Source organism: Ferrovibrio sp., assembly GCF_964218355.1.
In the GTDB taxonomy this organism is placed as follows: Bacteria; Pseudomonadota; Alphaproteobacteria; order Ferrovibrionales; family Ferrovibrionaceae; genus Ferrovibrio.
In genome coordinates this window covers 269,746-285,147 of sequence record NZ_CAXPMC010000016.1, presented here as the reverse complement: position 1 = coordinate 285,147, position 15,402 = coordinate 269,746, and the positions used below count along the sequence as shown (strand labels likewise).

14 protein-coding genes are annotated in these 15,402 nt (G+C 62.8%); 10 read left to right on the top strand and 4 right to left on the bottom strand.

Translation table 11 applies throughout. The features are described 5' to 3' along the window. The first annotated feature begins 4 nt into the window (after nt 1-4). The gene (locus tag ACEQZY_RS10535; RefSeq protein ID WP_370154105.1) at nt 5-1,129 is read left to right on the top strand and encodes a zinc-binding dehydrogenase; all 1,125 of its coding nucleotides are present in this window, start codon (nt 5-7) and stop codon (nt 1,127-1,129) included. Here ACEQZY_RS10535 and ACEQZY_RS10530 read toward each other — a convergent pair. Continuing rightward, the gene (locus ACEQZY_RS10530) at nt 1,113-2,228 is read right to left on the bottom strand and encodes a CaiB/BaiF CoA-transferase family protein (protein ID WP_291008874.1); all 1,116 of its coding nucleotides are present in this window, start codon (nt 2,226-2,228) and stop codon (nt 1,113-1,115) included. The genes ACEQZY_RS10535 and ACEQZY_RS10530 overlap by 17 nt on opposite strands. Nucleotides 2,229-2,449: 221 nt before the next feature. Between ACEQZY_RS10530 and ACEQZY_RS10525 the strand changes: the two genes are divergently transcribed. Continuing rightward, complete coding sequence (locus ACEQZY_RS10525) at nt 2,450-3,079, top strand: TetR/AcrR family transcriptional regulator (RefSeq protein WP_370154102.1); 630 nt, start codon at nt 2,450-2,452, stop codon at nt 3,077-3,079. Here the strand turns inward: ACEQZY_RS10525 and ACEQZY_RS10520 are convergent. Further along, entirely contained in the window at nt 3,066-4,025 is a 960-nt protein-coding gene (locus ACEQZY_RS10520; RefSeq protein WP_370154099.1) for an NAD(P)H-dependent flavin oxidoreductase, read from the bottom strand. The two genes, ACEQZY_RS10525 and ACEQZY_RS10520, sit on opposite strands and share 14 nt — an antisense overlap. Nucleotides 4,026-4,170: 145 nt before the next feature. Here ACEQZY_RS10520 and ACEQZY_RS10515 point away from each other — a divergent pair, with 145 nt between their 5' ends. From ACEQZY_RS10515 to ACEQZY_RS10490, 6 genes are read left to right on the top strand one after another with little or no spacing between them, the layout of a single operon-like run. After that, complete coding sequence (locus ACEQZY_RS10515; RefSeq protein ID WP_370154439.1) at nt 4,171-4,977, top strand: ABC transporter ATP-binding protein; 807 nt, start codon at nt 4,171-4,173, stop codon at nt 4,975-4,977. Then, on the top strand, nt 4,977-6,941 hold the full coding sequence (locus ACEQZY_RS10510; protein WP_370154096.1) for a long-chain fatty acid--CoA ligase: 1,965 nt from the start codon (nt 4,977-4,979) through the stop codon (nt 6,939-6,941). The genes ACEQZY_RS10515 and ACEQZY_RS10510 overlap by 1 nt, the downstream gene beginning before the upstream one ends. Beyond that, the gene (locus ACEQZY_RS10505; protein WP_291008862.1) at nt 6,938-7,822 is read left to right on the top strand and encodes a branched-chain amino acid ABC transporter permease; all 885 of its coding nucleotides are present in this window, start codon (nt 6,938-6,940) and stop codon (nt 7,820-7,822) included. The genes ACEQZY_RS10510 and ACEQZY_RS10505 overlap by 4 nt, the downstream gene beginning before the upstream one ends. Nucleotides 7,823-7,825: 3 nt before the next feature. Next, nucleotides 7,826-8,878 (top strand): branched-chain amino acid ABC transporter permease, encoded by a 1,053-nt coding sequence (locus tag ACEQZY_RS10500; protein ID WP_291008860.1) that lies wholly within the window; start codon nt 7,826-7,828, stop codon nt 8,876-8,878. 55 nt (nt 8,879-8,933) lie between these two features. Then, nucleotides 8,934-10,151: an ABC transporter substrate-binding protein gene (locus ACEQZY_RS10495; RefSeq protein WP_291008857.1), complete on the top strand. Its 1,218-nt coding sequence runs from the start codon at nt 8,934-8,936 to the stop codon at nt 10,149-10,151. 57 nt (nt 10,152-10,208) lie between these two features. After that, entirely contained in the window at nt 10,209-11,000 is a 792-nt protein-coding gene (locus ACEQZY_RS10490; RefSeq protein ID WP_370154091.1) for an ABC transporter ATP-binding protein, read from the top strand. Nucleotides 11,001-11,012: 12 nt separating this feature from the next. Here ACEQZY_RS10490 and ACEQZY_RS10485 read toward each other — a convergent pair whose 3' ends face one another. Together ACEQZY_RS10485 and ACEQZY_RS10480 are read right to left on the bottom strand one after the other, a co-directional pair. Continuing rightward, nucleotides 11,013-12,224, bottom strand: coding sequence for a phenylacetate--CoA ligase family protein (locus tag ACEQZY_RS10485; RefSeq protein ID WP_370154088.1), 1,212 nt, complete (start codon nt 12,222-12,224; stop codon nt 11,013-11,015). A gap of 17 nt (nt 12,225-12,241) precedes the next feature. Further along, the gene (locus ACEQZY_RS10480) at nt 12,242-13,036 is read right to left on the bottom strand and encodes an enoyl-CoA hydratase/isomerase family protein (protein ID WP_291005571.1); all 795 of its coding nucleotides are present in this window, start codon (nt 13,034-13,036) and stop codon (nt 12,242-12,244) included. A 144-nt stretch (nt 13,037-13,180) separates the two neighbouring features. Between ACEQZY_RS10480 and ACEQZY_RS10475 the strand changes: the two genes are divergently transcribed. Together ACEQZY_RS10475 and ACEQZY_RS10470 are read left to right on the top strand one after the other, a co-directional pair. Beyond that, nucleotides 13,181-14,419, top strand: a complete 1,239-nt coding sequence (locus ACEQZY_RS10475; protein ID WP_291005568.1) for a thiolase family protein — start codon at nt 13,181-13,183, stop codon at nt 14,417-14,419. A 32-nt stretch (nt 14,420-14,451) separates the two neighbouring features. Further along, nucleotides 14,452-15,222 (top strand): SDR family NAD(P)-dependent oxidoreductase, encoded by a 771-nt coding sequence (locus tag ACEQZY_RS10470; protein ID WP_291005566.1) that lies wholly within the window; start codon nt 14,452-14,454, stop codon nt 15,220-15,222. The last annotated feature ends 180 nt before the right edge of the window (nt 15,223-15,402 follow it).

The window sequence follows — 15,402 nt, the reverse complement described above, 5'->3', positions numbered from 1 at the left end:
CACCATGACACAGGACTGGCGCGGCCTGGTTTTACGTTCCTGCATTACGGCGGCGGGAGAGCTGCGTGTTGCCGTGACCGAAGAAGCGGCCGGAATGCCGGGAACGAATGAAGTGGTGGTGCGGGTTGAGGCGGCGCCGATCAACCCCACGGATATGGGCCTGCTGTTCGGCCCGGCCGATCTTGCGGCCGCGCGGCTTGAAGGAACTGCACGGCAGCCGGTGCTGGTGGCGCCGGTGCCGCCGGCCGCAATGTCCTTTGTCGCGCTGCGCATCGACCAGCCGTTGCCGGCCGGCGTGGAGGGGGCCGGTGTGGTGGTGGCGGCCGGATCCGGCCAGGAGGCACTGCTGGGCAAGACCGTGGCCATGATGGGCGATGGCGCCTATGCGCAATACCGCCGGATTGCGGTGGCCGACATCCTGGTACTGCCCGATGGTACCAGCCCGGCGGATGGCGCGGCTGCTCTGGTCAATCCGCTAACCGTGCTTGGCATGCTGGAAACCGCCCAGCGCAACGGGCACAAGGCGATTGTCCACACGGCGGCGGCGTCCAGCGTCGGCAAGATGCTGATCCGCGCCTGCCGGCAGGATGGTGTGCCGCTGGTGAATATCGTGCGCCGCGACGACCAGGTGGCCGAGCTGCGCGCCATGGGCGCCGAACATGTTTGCAATAGTGCCGCGCCGGAATTCCGGCAGGATTTGGCGCGTGCGCTGGCCGATACCAATGCTACGGCCTGTTTCGATGCCGTGGGCGGCGCGCTGACCGGGCGCATCCTGGGCGCAATGGAAGCCGCCGCCTCACAGCACGCCACGCAATACAGCCGCTACGGCACCAATGTGCTCAAGCAGGCCTTCGTCTACGGCGCGCTCGACCGCGCGCCGATCGAGATCAGCCGTATCGTCGGCCTGAACTGGAGCGTGGCCGGCTGGCTGCTGTTCGACTTCCTGCAGCAGGCCGACGCGGCGACGCGGGCCAGACTGCGCCAGCGCGTCTGCGACGAACTGCACACCACCTTTGCCGCCAGCTATGCCGCAACCATTTCGCTGGCCGCCGCCGTGCAGCCGCAGACCGTAATGGCCTACATGGAAAAGCGCAGCGGCGTCAAATACCTGATCAACCCGCAGCTTTGATGGCGCCATCGACTGGGGCACGGTCGCGCCCAAGGATTTCTGCCGTATGTTCGCCCAGGCCCGGCGCGCCGCGGTGGATGGCACTGTGATAAGCGGAGAACTGCACCGGCTGCAGGATATGCTCTTCGCCGCCGGGCAACTGCTGGAACAGGCCGCGGGCACGGAAATGCGGATCCTGCAATACACCGGTGAAATCATGCAGCGGCGACCAGGCGATGTTGCCGGCGGCATCGAATGCCGTGGCCCAGTGGGCGCGTGGTTGCCGCGCCAACAGAGCCGAAATCTCGCCGTGCAATTCGGCGCGCCGCCGCCGCCGTTCCTTGGCCTTCAGGTCGGCATGCTGCGGCAGCCCCAGGGCATTGCACAGCGTCGCCCAGAAGTGATCCTCATGCGCGATGCTGAGGGTCAACTGCTTGCCGTCACTGCAGGTGAAAATGCCATAGGCTGGCTCGTCGAAGACCTCGAAAGCCTTGTCGCCGCTCATATGCGGTACGAGATAGGGCGTCATCCACGAGACCAGGCCATCGGTCATCGAGACATCGATGGCGGTGCCGTGGCCGCTGCGCTCGCGGCCATAGAGCGCGGCGGCGATGGCGAAAGCGGCGAAGGTGGCGCTTGAAAGATCGCCCAGCGGGATTTCCGGCATCGCAGCCGGGGCACCGGCGCTGCCGAACACCATCCCCGCGACCGCCTGGTAGGACAGATCATGGGCCGGCCGCATCCGGCTCGGACCGCTCTGGCCGAATCCGGTGATCGAAGCATAGATCAGCCGCGGATTGCGGGCCGACAATGCGGCATAGCCGAGACCCAGGCGGTCCATGGTACCAGGGCGATAGCCCTCCAGCAGCACATCGGCATCGGCGGCCAGGGCGATGAGTTCGGTGCGGCCTGTTTCGGATTTCAGGTCGAGGCATAGGCTGCGCTTGTTGCGCCCCACGGCGCGGAAGAAGGACGGAAAAGCCCGCGCCGGGTCGCCGCCCGCAGGTCGCTCCACCAGGATCACGTCGGCGCCGAGATCGGCCAGCAGCAGGGTGGCATACGGGCCGGGTAACTGCTCGGCCAGTGAGAGCACGCGGACACCGTCGAAAATCCCTTTCATCTTCCTCTCCTGCTGCTTACGATTCGATGCGGCCCATGGCCGGGTTGTCCGAGTCGGCGGTCTCGCCGCCACGGTAAATAGCTTCTGCATTGCGGACAGCTTGTTTGACTTTGCGGTAAGATTGTTGAAAGTTTCCAGCCGCCGATCCGATTCCCGGGTTTGGGCATCGCCCCCGGTCCAGGCCGGCGGGTATTTCGGGTAAGATTTAAGGGAGAGTGCGTGTGGCACAGCGCGGTCGCAAACCATCGGCTTGGAAGAATGTGGCGCCCAGCCGCGATGAGCTGTTTGCGTTGAAACGCACCGCCCTGCTGCGGGAGGCGGCACGCGCCTTCAGCGCCCGTGGCTATCACGATACCTCGCTCGACGACGTCGCCAAGACTTTGGGCGTCACCAAGCCGGCCCTGTACTACTACGTCACCAACAAGCAGGAGATCCTGTTCGAGTGCCATATGCTGGCGCAGGACCTTGGCAACGTCGCCTACGATTATGCCGTCGAGCATGGCAAGACCGGGCGCGAAAAGATCGTACTGGTCTGTCGTCGTTATATCGAACTGATCACCAGCGAGATCGGCTCCTGCGCCGTTCTGAGCGAATTTGCCGCGCTGGAGCCCAAGAACCGGGCCGTGATTGCGAAGCGCCGTGACGATTTCCAGAAGAAGTTCAGCGAACTGATCATCGAGGGTGTAAAGGACGGCAGCATCCGCGAGGCCGACCCGCGCATGACGGTGTTCTTCTTCATGGGGGCGATCAACTGGATGACGCAATGGTTCCGCCCGGACGGCGATATGAGCGGCGAGGGCATCGCCAGCGTGTTCTCCGACCTGCTGGAGCATGCGCTCAAGCCGCAGTGACGTTCCGCCGGTTACGAGCGGCCAGGTAATCCGCCTGTAACCGTCGCACCAGGTCGGCAACACTCTCAATCGCCCGTACGTCGCCAACACCATGGCCGGCGCTCCATATATCGCGCCAGGCTTTCAGCATCTCCACTTCGCGCAGCAGGCTGAAGCCGCCTTCATGCTTCTTGCCGGTTTTCAGACCGGCGCTTTCCAGACTCTGGCGCAGCATGTTGGCCGGGATGCCGGTGATCTCTGCCGTCAGGATGATATCGTCGGCATTGGCATCCAGCAGCATGTCGCGATATTTGTCATTGGCCATGCTTTCGCGCGTGACGATGAAGCTGGTGCCGATATAGGCCATGTCGGCGCCCATCTCCTGCGCCACGTGGATATACTGGCCGCGTGAAATGGCGCCCGCCAGTACGATCGGGCCGTCGAAGAATTCGCGTACGGCGCCAACGAAGGCGAAGGGATTGAGCCAGCCGGTATTGCCGCCAGAGCCGGCGCATAGCAGGATCAGGCCATCGACCCCGACCTCTGCCGCGCGTCGCGCATGCTTCAGCGAGGCGACATCAGAAAAGACAAGCCCGCCATAGGCATGCACGCGGGCGACGATGTTAGCAGGACTGCCGACGCTGGCGATTACCAGTGGCGCCTTATGCTTTTCGACCAGCATCATATCTTCTTCCAGCCGTGTGTTGCTGGGATGCACAATCATATTGACCGCATACGGCGCAGCATTCGGGCCGCTGGTTTCGGCTGCGATGCGCGTCAGCCATTCGTCGAGCAGTACTGTCGTGCGGGCATTCAGGCTTGGGAAGGAACCGACCACTCCCGCATTGCAGCAACCGATCACCAGATCTGGTCCGGAAATTAAAAACATCGGCCCAGCGATGACCGGAAGTTGTAGCCGCGACATAAAGCGCGCGGCGAGCTGGCGGCTACCGAATTGCAACGACATTTCATGTCCTCCCCAGGATATGCGAAAGAGAGATTGACATGAATTGACCCGTAAGTAAACTAGACGTCCATATGGTCAGATACGTAAATCTGATTGGCCACCGGGACGAACCCGGCTGATGCCAGGGAGGAAATGAGTGGAAGCGATGGCAGTGCCGCATGGCGCGGCTGCCGGAGCGCGCAAGCGTCCGGTGCTCGCCGCCCAAGACATCGGTTTGCAATTCGGCGGCATCAAGGCGCTGGATGGCGTCACCATTGAGATTGGCAGCGACGAACTGGTCGCAGTGATCGGCCCGAATGGAGCCGGCAAATCCTCGCTGATGAACTGCTTCAGCGGCTTCTATCGTCCGCAGCGCGGTGAAATCCAGTTCGATGGCGGACCCGTGGTCGGCAAATCGGTGCACCAGATCGCACGTGCCGGTCTCGCCCGCACCTTCCAGGGGACGCATATCTTCGGCGGCATGACAGTGATCGAAAACATCATGATCGGCCGGCACATGCATATGCGCAGCAGCATCCTGGATGCCTTTATCCACTTTGGCCGTTCCCGCAACGAGGAATTCGCCCAGCGCGAGGTGGTTGAGGAAATCATCGAGTTGCTGGAAATGGAATCGATCCGCCACCGTCCCGTCGGCACGCTCGGTTACGGCCAGCGTAAGCGGGTCGATCTCGGCCGCGCGCTGGCGCAGGAGCCGAAGATCCTGCTGATGGACGAGCCGATGGCCGGCATGAATACCGAGGAAAAAGAAGATCTGGCCCGTTTCATCCTTGATGTGCGTGAAGCGCGCGGCATTCCGGTGGTGCTGGTCGAACATGACATGGGCGTGGTGATGGATCTGGCCGACCGCGTGGTCGTGCTGGATTTCGGCCGCAAGATCGCCGAGGGCACGCCCGCCGAGGTGCAGCGGGATCCGGCAGTACTCAAGGCCTATCTGGGCGAGGGGACGCGCTGATGATCGCGATGCAGACCCTGCCCCAATTGCTGCTGCTGCGCGGCCAGCAGGAGCCCGGCCGCCTGGCGCAGCGCCACAAGAAGCGCGGCATCTGGCGCGAATACAGCTTCGGCGATGTGCTGGAACAGGTGCGCGGCCTTGCCCTCGGCCTTGATGCCATGGGCGTGAAACGCGGCGAGACGGTCGCCATCATCGGCGAAAACGAGCCGGACAATTTCTGGGCCGAGTTCGCCGCGCTGGCGCTGGGCGCCAAGGTGATCTCGCTTTACCCGGACCTGACGGCCGGCGAAATCGACTATCTGCTGAACGACAGCGAGGCGGTCTGCCTGATCGCCCAGGATCAGGAGCAGGTCGATAAGGGGCTGGCTATCCGCGATGCCGTGCCGGGCCTGCGCCATATCCTTTACTGGGACACCACCGGTATGTGGTCCTACGGCGACAAGGGGCTACATACCACCCAGGAAGTGACAGCCCGGGGCATCGAGCGCCATCGCGCCAGTCCCGATGCCTTCGGGGCTATGGTGGCGGCGGGACAGCCGGACGAAATCGCGGTGCTGTCTTACACGTCGGGCACCACAGGCCGACCCAAGGGCGTGATCGTCACCCACAAGATGATGATCGATAACGCGCATCGTATCATGAGTGCGGCCGAGGTGCGGCCCGGCCTCGATTACCTCACCTATATCGCACCGGCCTGGATCACCGAGCAGATCGTCGGCGTCACCATGGGCCTCGCCGTGCCGATGGTGGTGAATTTCCCGGAATCGCCCGAACAGGTGTTGGCCAACCTGCGCGAAATCGCGGTCGAGATGATGGTCTTCGCGCCCCGGCAGTGGGAAAGCCTGGCAGCGACGATCCAGGCCCGCATGCTGGATGCCGGCCCGCTGCGCCGGCGCATCTATGAATGGGGCGTGGCTATTGGGCATCAGGTGAATGTCGGCCGCCTGGAAGGCAAGCCGGCACCCCTGCTGGCGCGGCTGCTGTATCCGCTGGCGGATGGACTGGTGCTGGAACCGCTGCGCGACAAGCTTGGTCTGACCCGACTCAGCCTACCGGTCTGCGGCGGTGCCACCATGGCGCCGGATGTGTTCCGCCTGTTCCATGCCATCGGCGTGCCGCTGCGCAACATTTATGGCGCCACTGAAATCGGCCTGCTGACCCTGCATCAGAGCGAGAGCTACAACCTCGAAACCGTTGGCCACTGGATGAAACCACATCCCGATGCCGGCAAGCCGCTGGAATGGAAACTGTCGGAGGCCGGCGAGCTGCTGGTGCGCGGCGGCTCCTTCTTCCAGGGTTATTATCGCAACCCGGAGAAATCGGACGAGCGCCTGCAGGATGGCTGGTATCAGACCGGCGACGCGGTGACCCAGACCGAGAGCGGCGAGCTGGTTTTCCTCGAGCGAATCAGTGACCTGCGCCGCATGCGCAGCGGCGACAGTTTCCCGCCGCAATATATCGAAACCCGGTTGCGCTTCAGTCCCTTTATCAAGGATATTCTCACTCTTGGTGATGAAAGCCGGGATTTCGTTGGTGCGCTGATCAATATCGACATGGAAGTGCTGTCGCGCTGGGCGGAAGAGCGCAACATCACATATTCCACCTTTACTGACCTGTCGCAGAAGCCGGAAGTGGCGGCGCTAATCCGCGAGGACATCCGCCGGGTCAACCTCTTCCTGCCGGAACATGCGCGCGTGCGCCGCTTCGCCAATTTCCCCAAGGAACTCGATCCTGACGAAGGTGAGTTGACCCGGTCGCGCAAGCTGCGGCGCGAGTTCATCACCGAGCGCTACCAGGCTTTGGTGGAAGAGATCTATCGCGGTAGCAGCACGGCGGCCGTGAATATCCTGATTACCTACCAGGACGGCCGCAAAGGCACGCTCTCGGCAACAGTTCGCATCAACGATGTCGACGAGGGCTTTAACATCATTGAATTGCAGGACAACAGGCGGGCCATCGCATGAGCGAGTTTCTCAACTACACCATCAATGGTGCGCTGATCGGGCTGCTCTATGCCCTGATCGCCATGGGCTTTATCGTCATCTACCGCGCCTCCAAGGTCTTTAACTTCGCGCAGGGCGAGCTGGTGGTGTTCGGTGGCTTCGTGGTCTGGTGGATGATCACATCCATCGGCCTGCCATACTGGATCGGCATTCCGCTGGCTTTCGTCGCCGCGGCACTTTTCGGTTTCGCCATCGAGCGGATCTTCTTCTCGCGCCTGGTCGGCGAGTCGGTCTTTGCCATGGTGATGGTCACTATCGGGCTCCTGATTCTGCTGCGCGGGCTGATCCTGGTGCTGTTCGGCCCGCAGGTGCGGCCGTTCCCGATTATCTTCCCGCTGCAGCCGGTGATCATCGGCGACATCCTGATCCCGCGCTCGCTGTTCATTGGCGGCATGATCACCATCGTCGTTGGCCTTGGCCTCTCCTGGTTCTTCAACCGCACCCGGCCTGGTCTGCGCATGACGGCGGTGGCAGAAGATCACCAGGTTGCGGTGTCGATGGGCATTTCAGTCAAGCGCTCGGTGGCTTTTGCCTGGATCCTCGGTTCGGTGCTGTCCACGCTGGGCGCGATTATCTTCCTGAGTGGAAAGTCTGTCAGCTTCCTGGCCTCCGAGATCGGGCTCGCCGCGCTACCGGTCGCCTTGCTGGCTGGTTTTGAATCGATCGCTGGCGTGCTGCTTGCCGGGATTATCGTGGGCATCATTCAGGGCCTGGTCATGGCTTATGTCGATCCCGTGATCGGCGGCTCGGTCGGCAACGTTTTCCCGTTCATCATCATGCTTGTCATCCTATTCATCCGACCAACCGGCATGTTCGGTTGGAAGATGGTCGAGAGGGTCTGAGTCATGGATCCCGCTGGCGTCTTTGCAACCAGCTTCGCGCGCGACCAGTCGCTGATCCGCACGCGCAAGCAGCTCATCTGCCTGATCCTCTTCATGGTGCTGCTGGCGGTGTTGCCGCTGCTGGTCGGCCCGCGCCTGGTAGCGGTGGCGACCTCGGCACTGATTACGGTCGTGGTGACTGTCGGCCTGCAGATCTGCACCGGCTATGGCGGCCAGATCAATCTCGGCCAGGCCGCCTTCATGGGCAGTGGCGCCTATGCCACCGCGGTGCTGGCCAGCAAGTTCGGCTTCCCGTTCTGGGCCGCAATCCCGCTGGGCGGCTGTGCGGCCGCGGCGTTCGGCTTCATCTTCGGCCTGTCGGCAGTGCGCATCAAAGGCTTCTACCTTGTGCTCACCACCATCGCGGCACAGTCGCTATTCCATTTCCTGGTGCTCAACCTGCCGCAATCATGGCTCGGTGGCTCGAACGGCCTGTCGCTCGAGCCGGCGCAACTGTTCGGCTATGTCATCGATACCGATCGCTCGATTTACTATCTCTGTCTGGTCTTCGCCGTGGTGATGGTGGCCGGCGCCTTCGGCATCGCCCGCAGCCGTCATGGCCGCGACTTCGTGGCGGTACGCGACGATGATGTCGCCTCCGGCATGATGGGCATAGATGTGGTCCGTACCAAGGCCATGGCCTTCCTGGTGGGGTCTTTCTATGCGGGCATCGGCGGTGGGCTGTGGGCCTATTATGTCCGCTTCGTCGCCGTCGACCAGTTCACGCTTTTCCATTCGATCTGGTTCGTGGCCATGGTGATTGTCGGCGGGATCGGCTCGATCACCGGCGCCCTGATCGGGGTCGTGGTCATCCTCTCGATCCGCGAGAGCTTCATCAGTCTCGGCCCCACTTTCGTGCAGGTGGTGCCCTGGCTCGGTGGCGACGTGGTGTTCGCCACACTCAACATCTTCCTTGGTGGTGTGATTGCCGCCTTCCTGATCTTCGAGCCGCGCGGTTTGATGCATCGCTGGTCGATCATCAAGCGCTCCTACCGGCTCTGGCCGTTCTCTTACTAGCGTTCTGCATGGCGTAGACGATTTCCACACACATGAAAAACGGGAGGAAGTAACAATGAAAATGTTCGCACGCACAGTGCTCGCCGGAATGGCCACGCTCATGCTGGCTGCCCCGGCGCAGGCCCAGACCACCTATAACATCGCTTCGCTGGCCGATTTCACCGGCCCTTATGCCGACGTGATGAAGGATCTCAATGGCGCACGGCACTCCGCTGTTGCCTGGTGGAATGCCGAAGTGGGCAAGGACCTGGGCGTCCAGCTTAAGATGAAGGACTACGACCATCGCTACGACGCCGCCCAGGTCGCCAGCCTGTGGCCCGGCATCAAGGCTGAGCTGAATCCGATCATCGCACTGGGTGTCGGCGCGCCGGATGCCACCGCTTTGCAGGGCCGCCTGCCGGCCGACGGCATTCCGCTGATCATGTCCACCGCTGGTTATGGCTTCGGCTGGAAGAGCGACCCCTGGGTGTTCAACCCGCGCTCCACCTATGCGCATGAGGCGGCCGCCTTCCTCGAATGGTATCGCAAGCAGAACAACGTCTCCGGCGCCCTGAAGGTTGCGGTCTTCTCGTCCGAAGCGTCGCCGGCCTATGTCGATATCGCCAAAGGCCTGCGCAAGTATGCCGATGAGAACAAAGCCACCATCGATCTGGTCGAAATCGTCTACACCGAAGTGCAGCCGACCGACCTGACCACCCAGGTCAACCGCGTGCTCAACAAAGGCGCCCAAGTGCTGGACGTGCAGACCAACACAGCGGCCGTCGTGGCGGTGAAGCGCGCGTTGCAGGCGCTGAACAAGAAGGTGCCGATCGTGATGAGTTCGCACAACGGGATCACGGCCTCGGCCTCGGCCATAGGCGGCATTGCCAACCTGGAAGGCGATTACGAAGTTTATGGCATGGCGATGCCGACCGACGAAAACACCAAGTCGCGCCAGTTCTATGAGAAGCTCAAGAGCCAGTACGGGATGAAGGGCGGCTGGACGGTGCCGACCGTGATGGGTCTGAACCAGACCCTGGTGGCCTTGCGTGCGGTAGAGGCGGCGGCCAAGAAGTCGGGCGCGGCAAATGTCACCGGGCGCGGTGTGCGCGAAGCCCTGCTCAGCACCACGATCACCAGCGAGCAAACCTTCGAAATCCTGTCGGATGTAAAATACACAAACGATGCGCCGTTCCCGACCACGGGTGCGACGGTCAATATCGGTATTGTGAAGGGCGGCAAGTATATCACCGCTGCCCCGGGTGTGGCGGTGCCGCAGATCGGGAAGTGGTAACCCAGTCGCAAGGATGGGCCGGGCGCAATGCCCGGCCCTGCAATGCCGGAGGCGCGCGTGCTTGAGCTCAACAATGTCGAAGTGATCTACAGCGAGGTCATCCTGGCGGTGAAGGGTGTCTCGATGCGCATCAGCGAGGGGCAGTGCGTCGCCCTGCTGGGTGGTAACGGCGCCGGCAAGTCGACCACGCTGAAGGCGATTTCGAATGTGATCAAAACCGAGGACGGGCGCGTCACCTCGGGTAATATCCAGTTCAATGGCAAGCGCATCGACAATCAGGATGCGGTCGACATCGTCGATACCGGCATCATCCATGTGATGGAAGGGCGCCGCGTGCTGCGCCACCTCACCGTGGAGCAGAACCTGATCATCGGTGGGCACAAGGAAACCAGCCTGCGTGCGGTGCGGCAGCGACTGGATGAGGTTTATTCCCGCATCGGCCGGCTTGCGGCCCTGAAAGATCGCACCTCTGGCTATCTGTCAGGCGGTGAGCAGCAGATGTTGGTGATCGGCCGTGCCATGATGGCACGACCGAAGCTGATGCTGATCGACGAGCCGTCGCTCGGTCTGGCACCGCTGATGGTCGACGAGGTTTTCGCCGTTCTGAAGTCACTGAAGGATGCCGGCGTCACGCTGCTGGTGGTGGAGCAGAATGCGCGCGTTGCGCTGCAGCTGGCGGATTATGGCTACGTCATGGAAAACGGCCATATCGTGCTGGAAGGCGCAGGCGATGAACTGCGCAGCAATGAAGACGTACGTGAATTCTATCTGGGCCTGAATGTCCAGGGCGAGCGCAAGAGCTACCGCGATGTCAAACACTATCGGCGGCGCAAGCGCTGGCTCGGCTGAGCCAGCCAGAATTTACTGTCGCAGATCGCGCACCAGTGGCGCTTCAGCGTTCAGCTCCGTGCTGCCGGCAATCTCGACATGGTCGGCCTTGAGGCGTGACAGTTCGCGGAACTTCGCCTGAGCGGGTTCGGTCACGCTGCTGGGATCGATACCATCCTGCAGGGCCAGGCGCAGCGTGACGCAGTCGCGATGCCCCTCGCGGGTGATCGAGGCCTGGGCACGCTGGATGCCGGGGATGGCGATCGCCAGTTCCTCCAGCTGCCGTGGATAAATGAAGATCTCGCGCGCCTTCACGGACTGACCGACGCGGCCCTGCAGCATGGAGATATGTGCGACGCTGCCATCGGCATACAGCGCGCGGGCGATGGCGACATCACCGGTGCCGAAGCGGATCAGTGGCCAGCCTGGCCGCAGCGTCGTTACCACGATTTCACCGGGCTCGCCCACCGGCAGCGGGTTTCCGCTGACCGGATCGCAGATCTGCACGATGCGGTCGGGGTGGATTTCGTAGCCTTCCTGAGTGTCGCGTTCGAAGCCGATCAGGCCGAAATCCGCTGTGGCATAAACCGAGAAGGTCCGCAGGCCATAACGCACCTCCAGCCTGCGGCGCTTGCCCATCCAGTCGCCGAATTCGCCGCCCAGCAGGGCGGACGTGACGCCCCAATCGCGCGGCAGCTCGTGGCCGGCCTGTTCCAGTGTTTCGGCCAGGGTGACGAAATAGGCCGTGGCCGCGCAGATGCAGGTCACGCCAAGGTCGCGGATCAGCTTGGCCTGCATTTCGCTGCCTCCAGTGCCGGCGGGAATGACGCTGGCACCGGTGCTGCGCAGGCCTTCATCCAGCAGCAACCCGGCCGGCACCAGATGATAGGACCAGGTGTTCAGCACCACATCGCCGCCGCCGATCCCGGCAGCAGCAAAGGCGGCGCCGAAACCTAGGCCGTCTATCTCACCGCGGAACTGCGGCTCGTTGATCGGGCCGGGCGAGACGAAGATACGCTCGATGTCCGTGGCCGGCGCGGCCAGGAAACCGCCATAGGGCGGGGCCAGGCGCTGCCGCTCGATCATCGCCTCTTTCTTGAACACCGGCAGACGTGCCAGGGCGGCGGCATCGCTGAGTTGATCCGGGTGCAGGCCGGCGGCATCGAACAGGGTGCGGATGGCAGGGGCCTGCGCATAAGCATTGGCCTGAATGGCGCGCAGTCGCGCAAAACGCGTCTCGGTCATCGTGGGCTCTCCCTGGGTCAGCGTCCGGTAAAGCGCGGCTGGCGCTTTTCCACGAAAGCGGCCAGACCTTCCTTCAGATCGGCGCTGTGCGCATGCACTTCCGACGCCAGCAGTTCCAGCCGCAGCGCCTGGGCGGATGGCTGCTCCAGCCCGTCATCGACCAGCGCCTTCATGCGCCGCAGCACCAGCGGGCTTTTCACCGCCAGCTTGGCCACCAGGCGACCGGTGGCAGCCACCAGGTCGGCATCCTCCACCACCTCGTTGACCAGACCGGCAGCCACCAGATCTTCGGCAGGAACCGACTCACCGGTAAATAGCAGATACTTGGCGCGGGTCGGGCCGATCTTGCGTGGCAGACGCACCGAACTGCCGCCGCCCGGCAGAAGGCCAAAATTCGCATGGGCGTCGCCAAGGCGGGCCGACCGCGCCGCGATCACCATGTCGCAGCACAGCAGCAGTTCCAGCCCGCCCGCCATCGCCAGGCCATTCACGGCGGCGATCACCGGCCGCGGGAAGCGTTCCAGCCGCGTCATCATGTCTAGCACGGAATTCAGGAATTTGCTGACGTTCTGGCCATCTTCGCCGCTGGTGGCGCGCACGAACTTGAGGTCGGCGCCGGCACAGAAGGCGCGGCCGCTGCCGCTTAGCACCACGGCGCGGATATCGTCCCGCTCGGCGCGGTCGAGCGCTGCCTGGATGCCGGCCACGATGTCCGGCGTGATGGCATTCAGGGCGGCCGGCCGGTTGAGGGTGATCCAGACGGCGCTATCGCGAACCTCGATCAGGACGCTGGAATCAGCGGATGTGTTCAAGGGTTCCCTCCGTTTATTGACTCATGAGTCATTAAATAATATTATAAGTCATAATGTAGACTATAAAGAAATATTGGCAAGCGCCGTGAGGTCCCTGGATGGCCGGCAGCGCTTATCCAAGGACGAGCCCTGAGGGAGGGAAGGATGGAACAGGTTTACATCGCCGGCGTGGGCATGACGTATTTCGGCCGCCAGCTCGACAAGACGATCAAGACCATGGCCGCCGAAGCGGTGCAGGGTGCGCTGAAGGATGCCGGTCTGGAGGGCCAGCCGGCAGAAGCCGCCTTCTTTGCAAATTCGGCGCAGGGCCACATGGAACGCCAGCACATGATCCGCGGCGAAGTGGTGATGCGCAGCATGGGGGTCGGCGGCATTCCGGTGGTCAATGTAGAGAATGCCTGCGCCAGTGCCGCCACGGCCTTTAACCTGGCAGTCAATTTCCTCAAGGCGGGCGACGGGGATGTCGCGCTGGCGCTGGGTGCCGAGAAGATGTTCTCCACCGATCGCGAGCTGATGTTCTCGGCTTTCGATGGTGCCTGGGACGTGCAGGACATCCCGGCGATCCGCGAGCGCCTGCTGAAGCTGGGCGACGGCGTAGAGGTGCCAGACGGCACGACCTCGCCGAAACCCTACAGCGCCTTCATGGATGTCTACGCCGCCTTTTCGCGTGCGCATATGAAGCGTTTCGGCACCACGCAGCGTCATCTCGCCGCTGTTGCCGCAAAAAACCATACCCATTCGGTGCACAATCCGCTGGCGCAGTTCCGTGATGCCTATACGGTCGATCAGATCCTGGCCGCGCCGCCGATCACCTACCCGCTGACCCTGCCAATGTGCTCGCCGATCTCGGATGGCGCCGCTGCTGCGGTGCTGGTCACCGAATCTGGCCTGCGCCGACTTGGCATCGACAAAAGCCGCGCCATCAAGGTGCTGGCCAGCGTGCTGCAGTCCGGCAGCGACCGCGATCCCACCGAAGTCGAGAAGCACTGCACGGCGCTGGGGTCCAAGCGTGCCTATGAAAAGGCTGGTGTTGGTCCGAAGGATATTTCGGTGGCCGAGGTGCATGACGCGACCGCGATGGGCGAAATCATCCAGATCGAGAATCTCGGTTTCTGCGATTTCGGCGAGGGCGGCCCGATGTCGGAGCGTGGCGAGACCGCGCTGGGCGGTCGTATCCCGGTTAATCCCTCTGGTGGCCTGGAATCCAAGGGCCATCCGGTTGGCGCCACCGGCATTGCGCAGGTCTTCGAACTGGTGACGCAGCTGCGCGGTGAAGCCGGTCCTCGTCAGGTGGAAGGCGCGCGACTGGCGCTGGCCGAAAATGGCGGCGGCCTGCATGGCATCGAAGAGGCGATTGCCAGCGTCATTATCCTCGGCCGTTAAAACACTGCCGTTTCATTCCCGGGAGGAAAACAATGAATCTCCAAAATAAGGTCGCCGTTGTCACCGGCGCCGCATCCGGTCTTGGCTTTGCCACCTGCAAGATCCTGGCGGCCGCCGGCGCCAGGGTGGTTGGCCTTGACCGCGACGAGACGAAGCTGGCTATGCTTGCATCCGAACTTGGCGTCAATGGCCTCGTCCGCAGCGTCGACGTGGCGGATGAAGCCAGCGTGCAGGCCGGCATTGATGCGGCAGTGCAGGCTTTTGGCACTATCCACGTCGCCGTGAACTGCGCCGGCGTGGCCGATTCAGCAAAGACGCTGTCGCGTGGTCAGCCATTCCCGCTTGCGACCTGGAGCAAGGTCATCGCGGTCAACCTCACCGGCACATTCAACGTCATCCGCTTCGCGGCTCAGGTCATGAGCGCGAATGAACCCGAAGTGGGTGGGGAGCGCGGCGTCATCATCAACACCGCCTCGGGCGCGGCCTGGCAGGGCCAGATCGGCCAGGCAGCCTACAGCGCCTCCAAAGCCGGGGTGATGGGGCTGACGCTGCCGGTAGCGCGTGACCTTGCCGAATTCGGCATCCGCGTGGTGACCATCGCGCCCGGCTTGTTCGACACCTCGATGGTGGCCGGCCTGCCGGAGAATGTGTCGCAGTCGATCATCAACCGCATGATCCTGTTTCCCAACCGCATGGGTCAGGCCGAGGAATTCGGAAGCCTAGTGCGGCATATCGCGGAGAACCAATATCTCAATGCGACCACTATCTCGCTTGACGCCGGCGCACGCATGTCTGCGCGTTGACAGGGGAGGGCGGAACGGCGCGACGGCTGGTTACTTTGCCAGCCGTACACGCGACGCAAGCCCGCGATAGATTTTCCATAGTAAAACGCTATCTGATTCTCGGATTTCAGAATTAACGTATAGTCCAGCGCACATCAAATAGCACGGCGGTCTGTAGATGGAGGTATCGAAGGTTCGGCG

What these genes read in the sequence shown, in the direction of transcription:
- ACEQZY_RS10535 (WP_370154105.1), top strand. Translation starts at nt 5, where the DNA reads ATGACACAGGACTGGCGCGGCCTGGTTTTACGTTCCTGCATTACGGCG.
- ACEQZY_RS10530 (WP_291008874.1), bottom strand. Translation starts at nt 2,228, where the DNA reads ATGAAAGGGATTTTCGACGGTGTCCGCGTGCTCTCACTGGCCGAGCAG.
- ACEQZY_RS10520 (WP_370154099.1), bottom strand. Translation starts at nt 4,025, where the DNA reads ATGTCGTTGCAATTCGGTAGCCGCCAGCTCGCCGCGCGCTTTATGTCG.
- ACEQZY_RS10515 (WP_370154439.1), top strand. Translation starts at nt 4,171, where the DNA reads ATGGCAGTGCCGCATGGCGCGGCTGCCGGAGCGCGCAAGCGTCCGGTG.
- ACEQZY_RS10510 (WP_370154096.1), top strand. Translation starts at nt 4,977, where the DNA reads ATGATCGCGATGCAGACCCTGCCCCAATTGCTGCTGCTGCGCGGCCAG.
- ACEQZY_RS10505 (WP_291008862.1), top strand. Translation starts at nt 6,938, where the DNA reads ATGAGCGAGTTTCTCAACTACACCATCAATGGTGCGCTGATCGGGCTG.
- ACEQZY_RS10500 (WP_291008860.1), top strand. Translation starts at nt 7,826, where the DNA reads ATGGATCCCGCTGGCGTCTTTGCAACCAGCTTCGCGCGCGACCAGTCG.
- ACEQZY_RS10495 (WP_291008857.1), top strand. Translation starts at nt 8,934, where the DNA reads ATGAAAATGTTCGCACGCACAGTGCTCGCCGGAATGGCCACGCTCATG.
- ACEQZY_RS10485 (WP_370154088.1), bottom strand. Translation starts at nt 12,224, where the DNA reads ATGACCGAGACGCGTTTTGCGCGACTGCGCGCCATTCAGGCCAATGCT.
- ACEQZY_RS10475 (WP_291005568.1), top strand. Translation starts at nt 13,181, where the DNA reads ATGGAACAGGTTTACATCGCCGGCGTGGGCATGACGTATTTCGGCCGC.
- ACEQZY_RS10470 (WP_291005566.1), top strand. Translation starts at nt 14,452, where the DNA reads ATGAATCTCCAAAATAAGGTCGCCGTTGTCACCGGCGCCGCATCCGGT.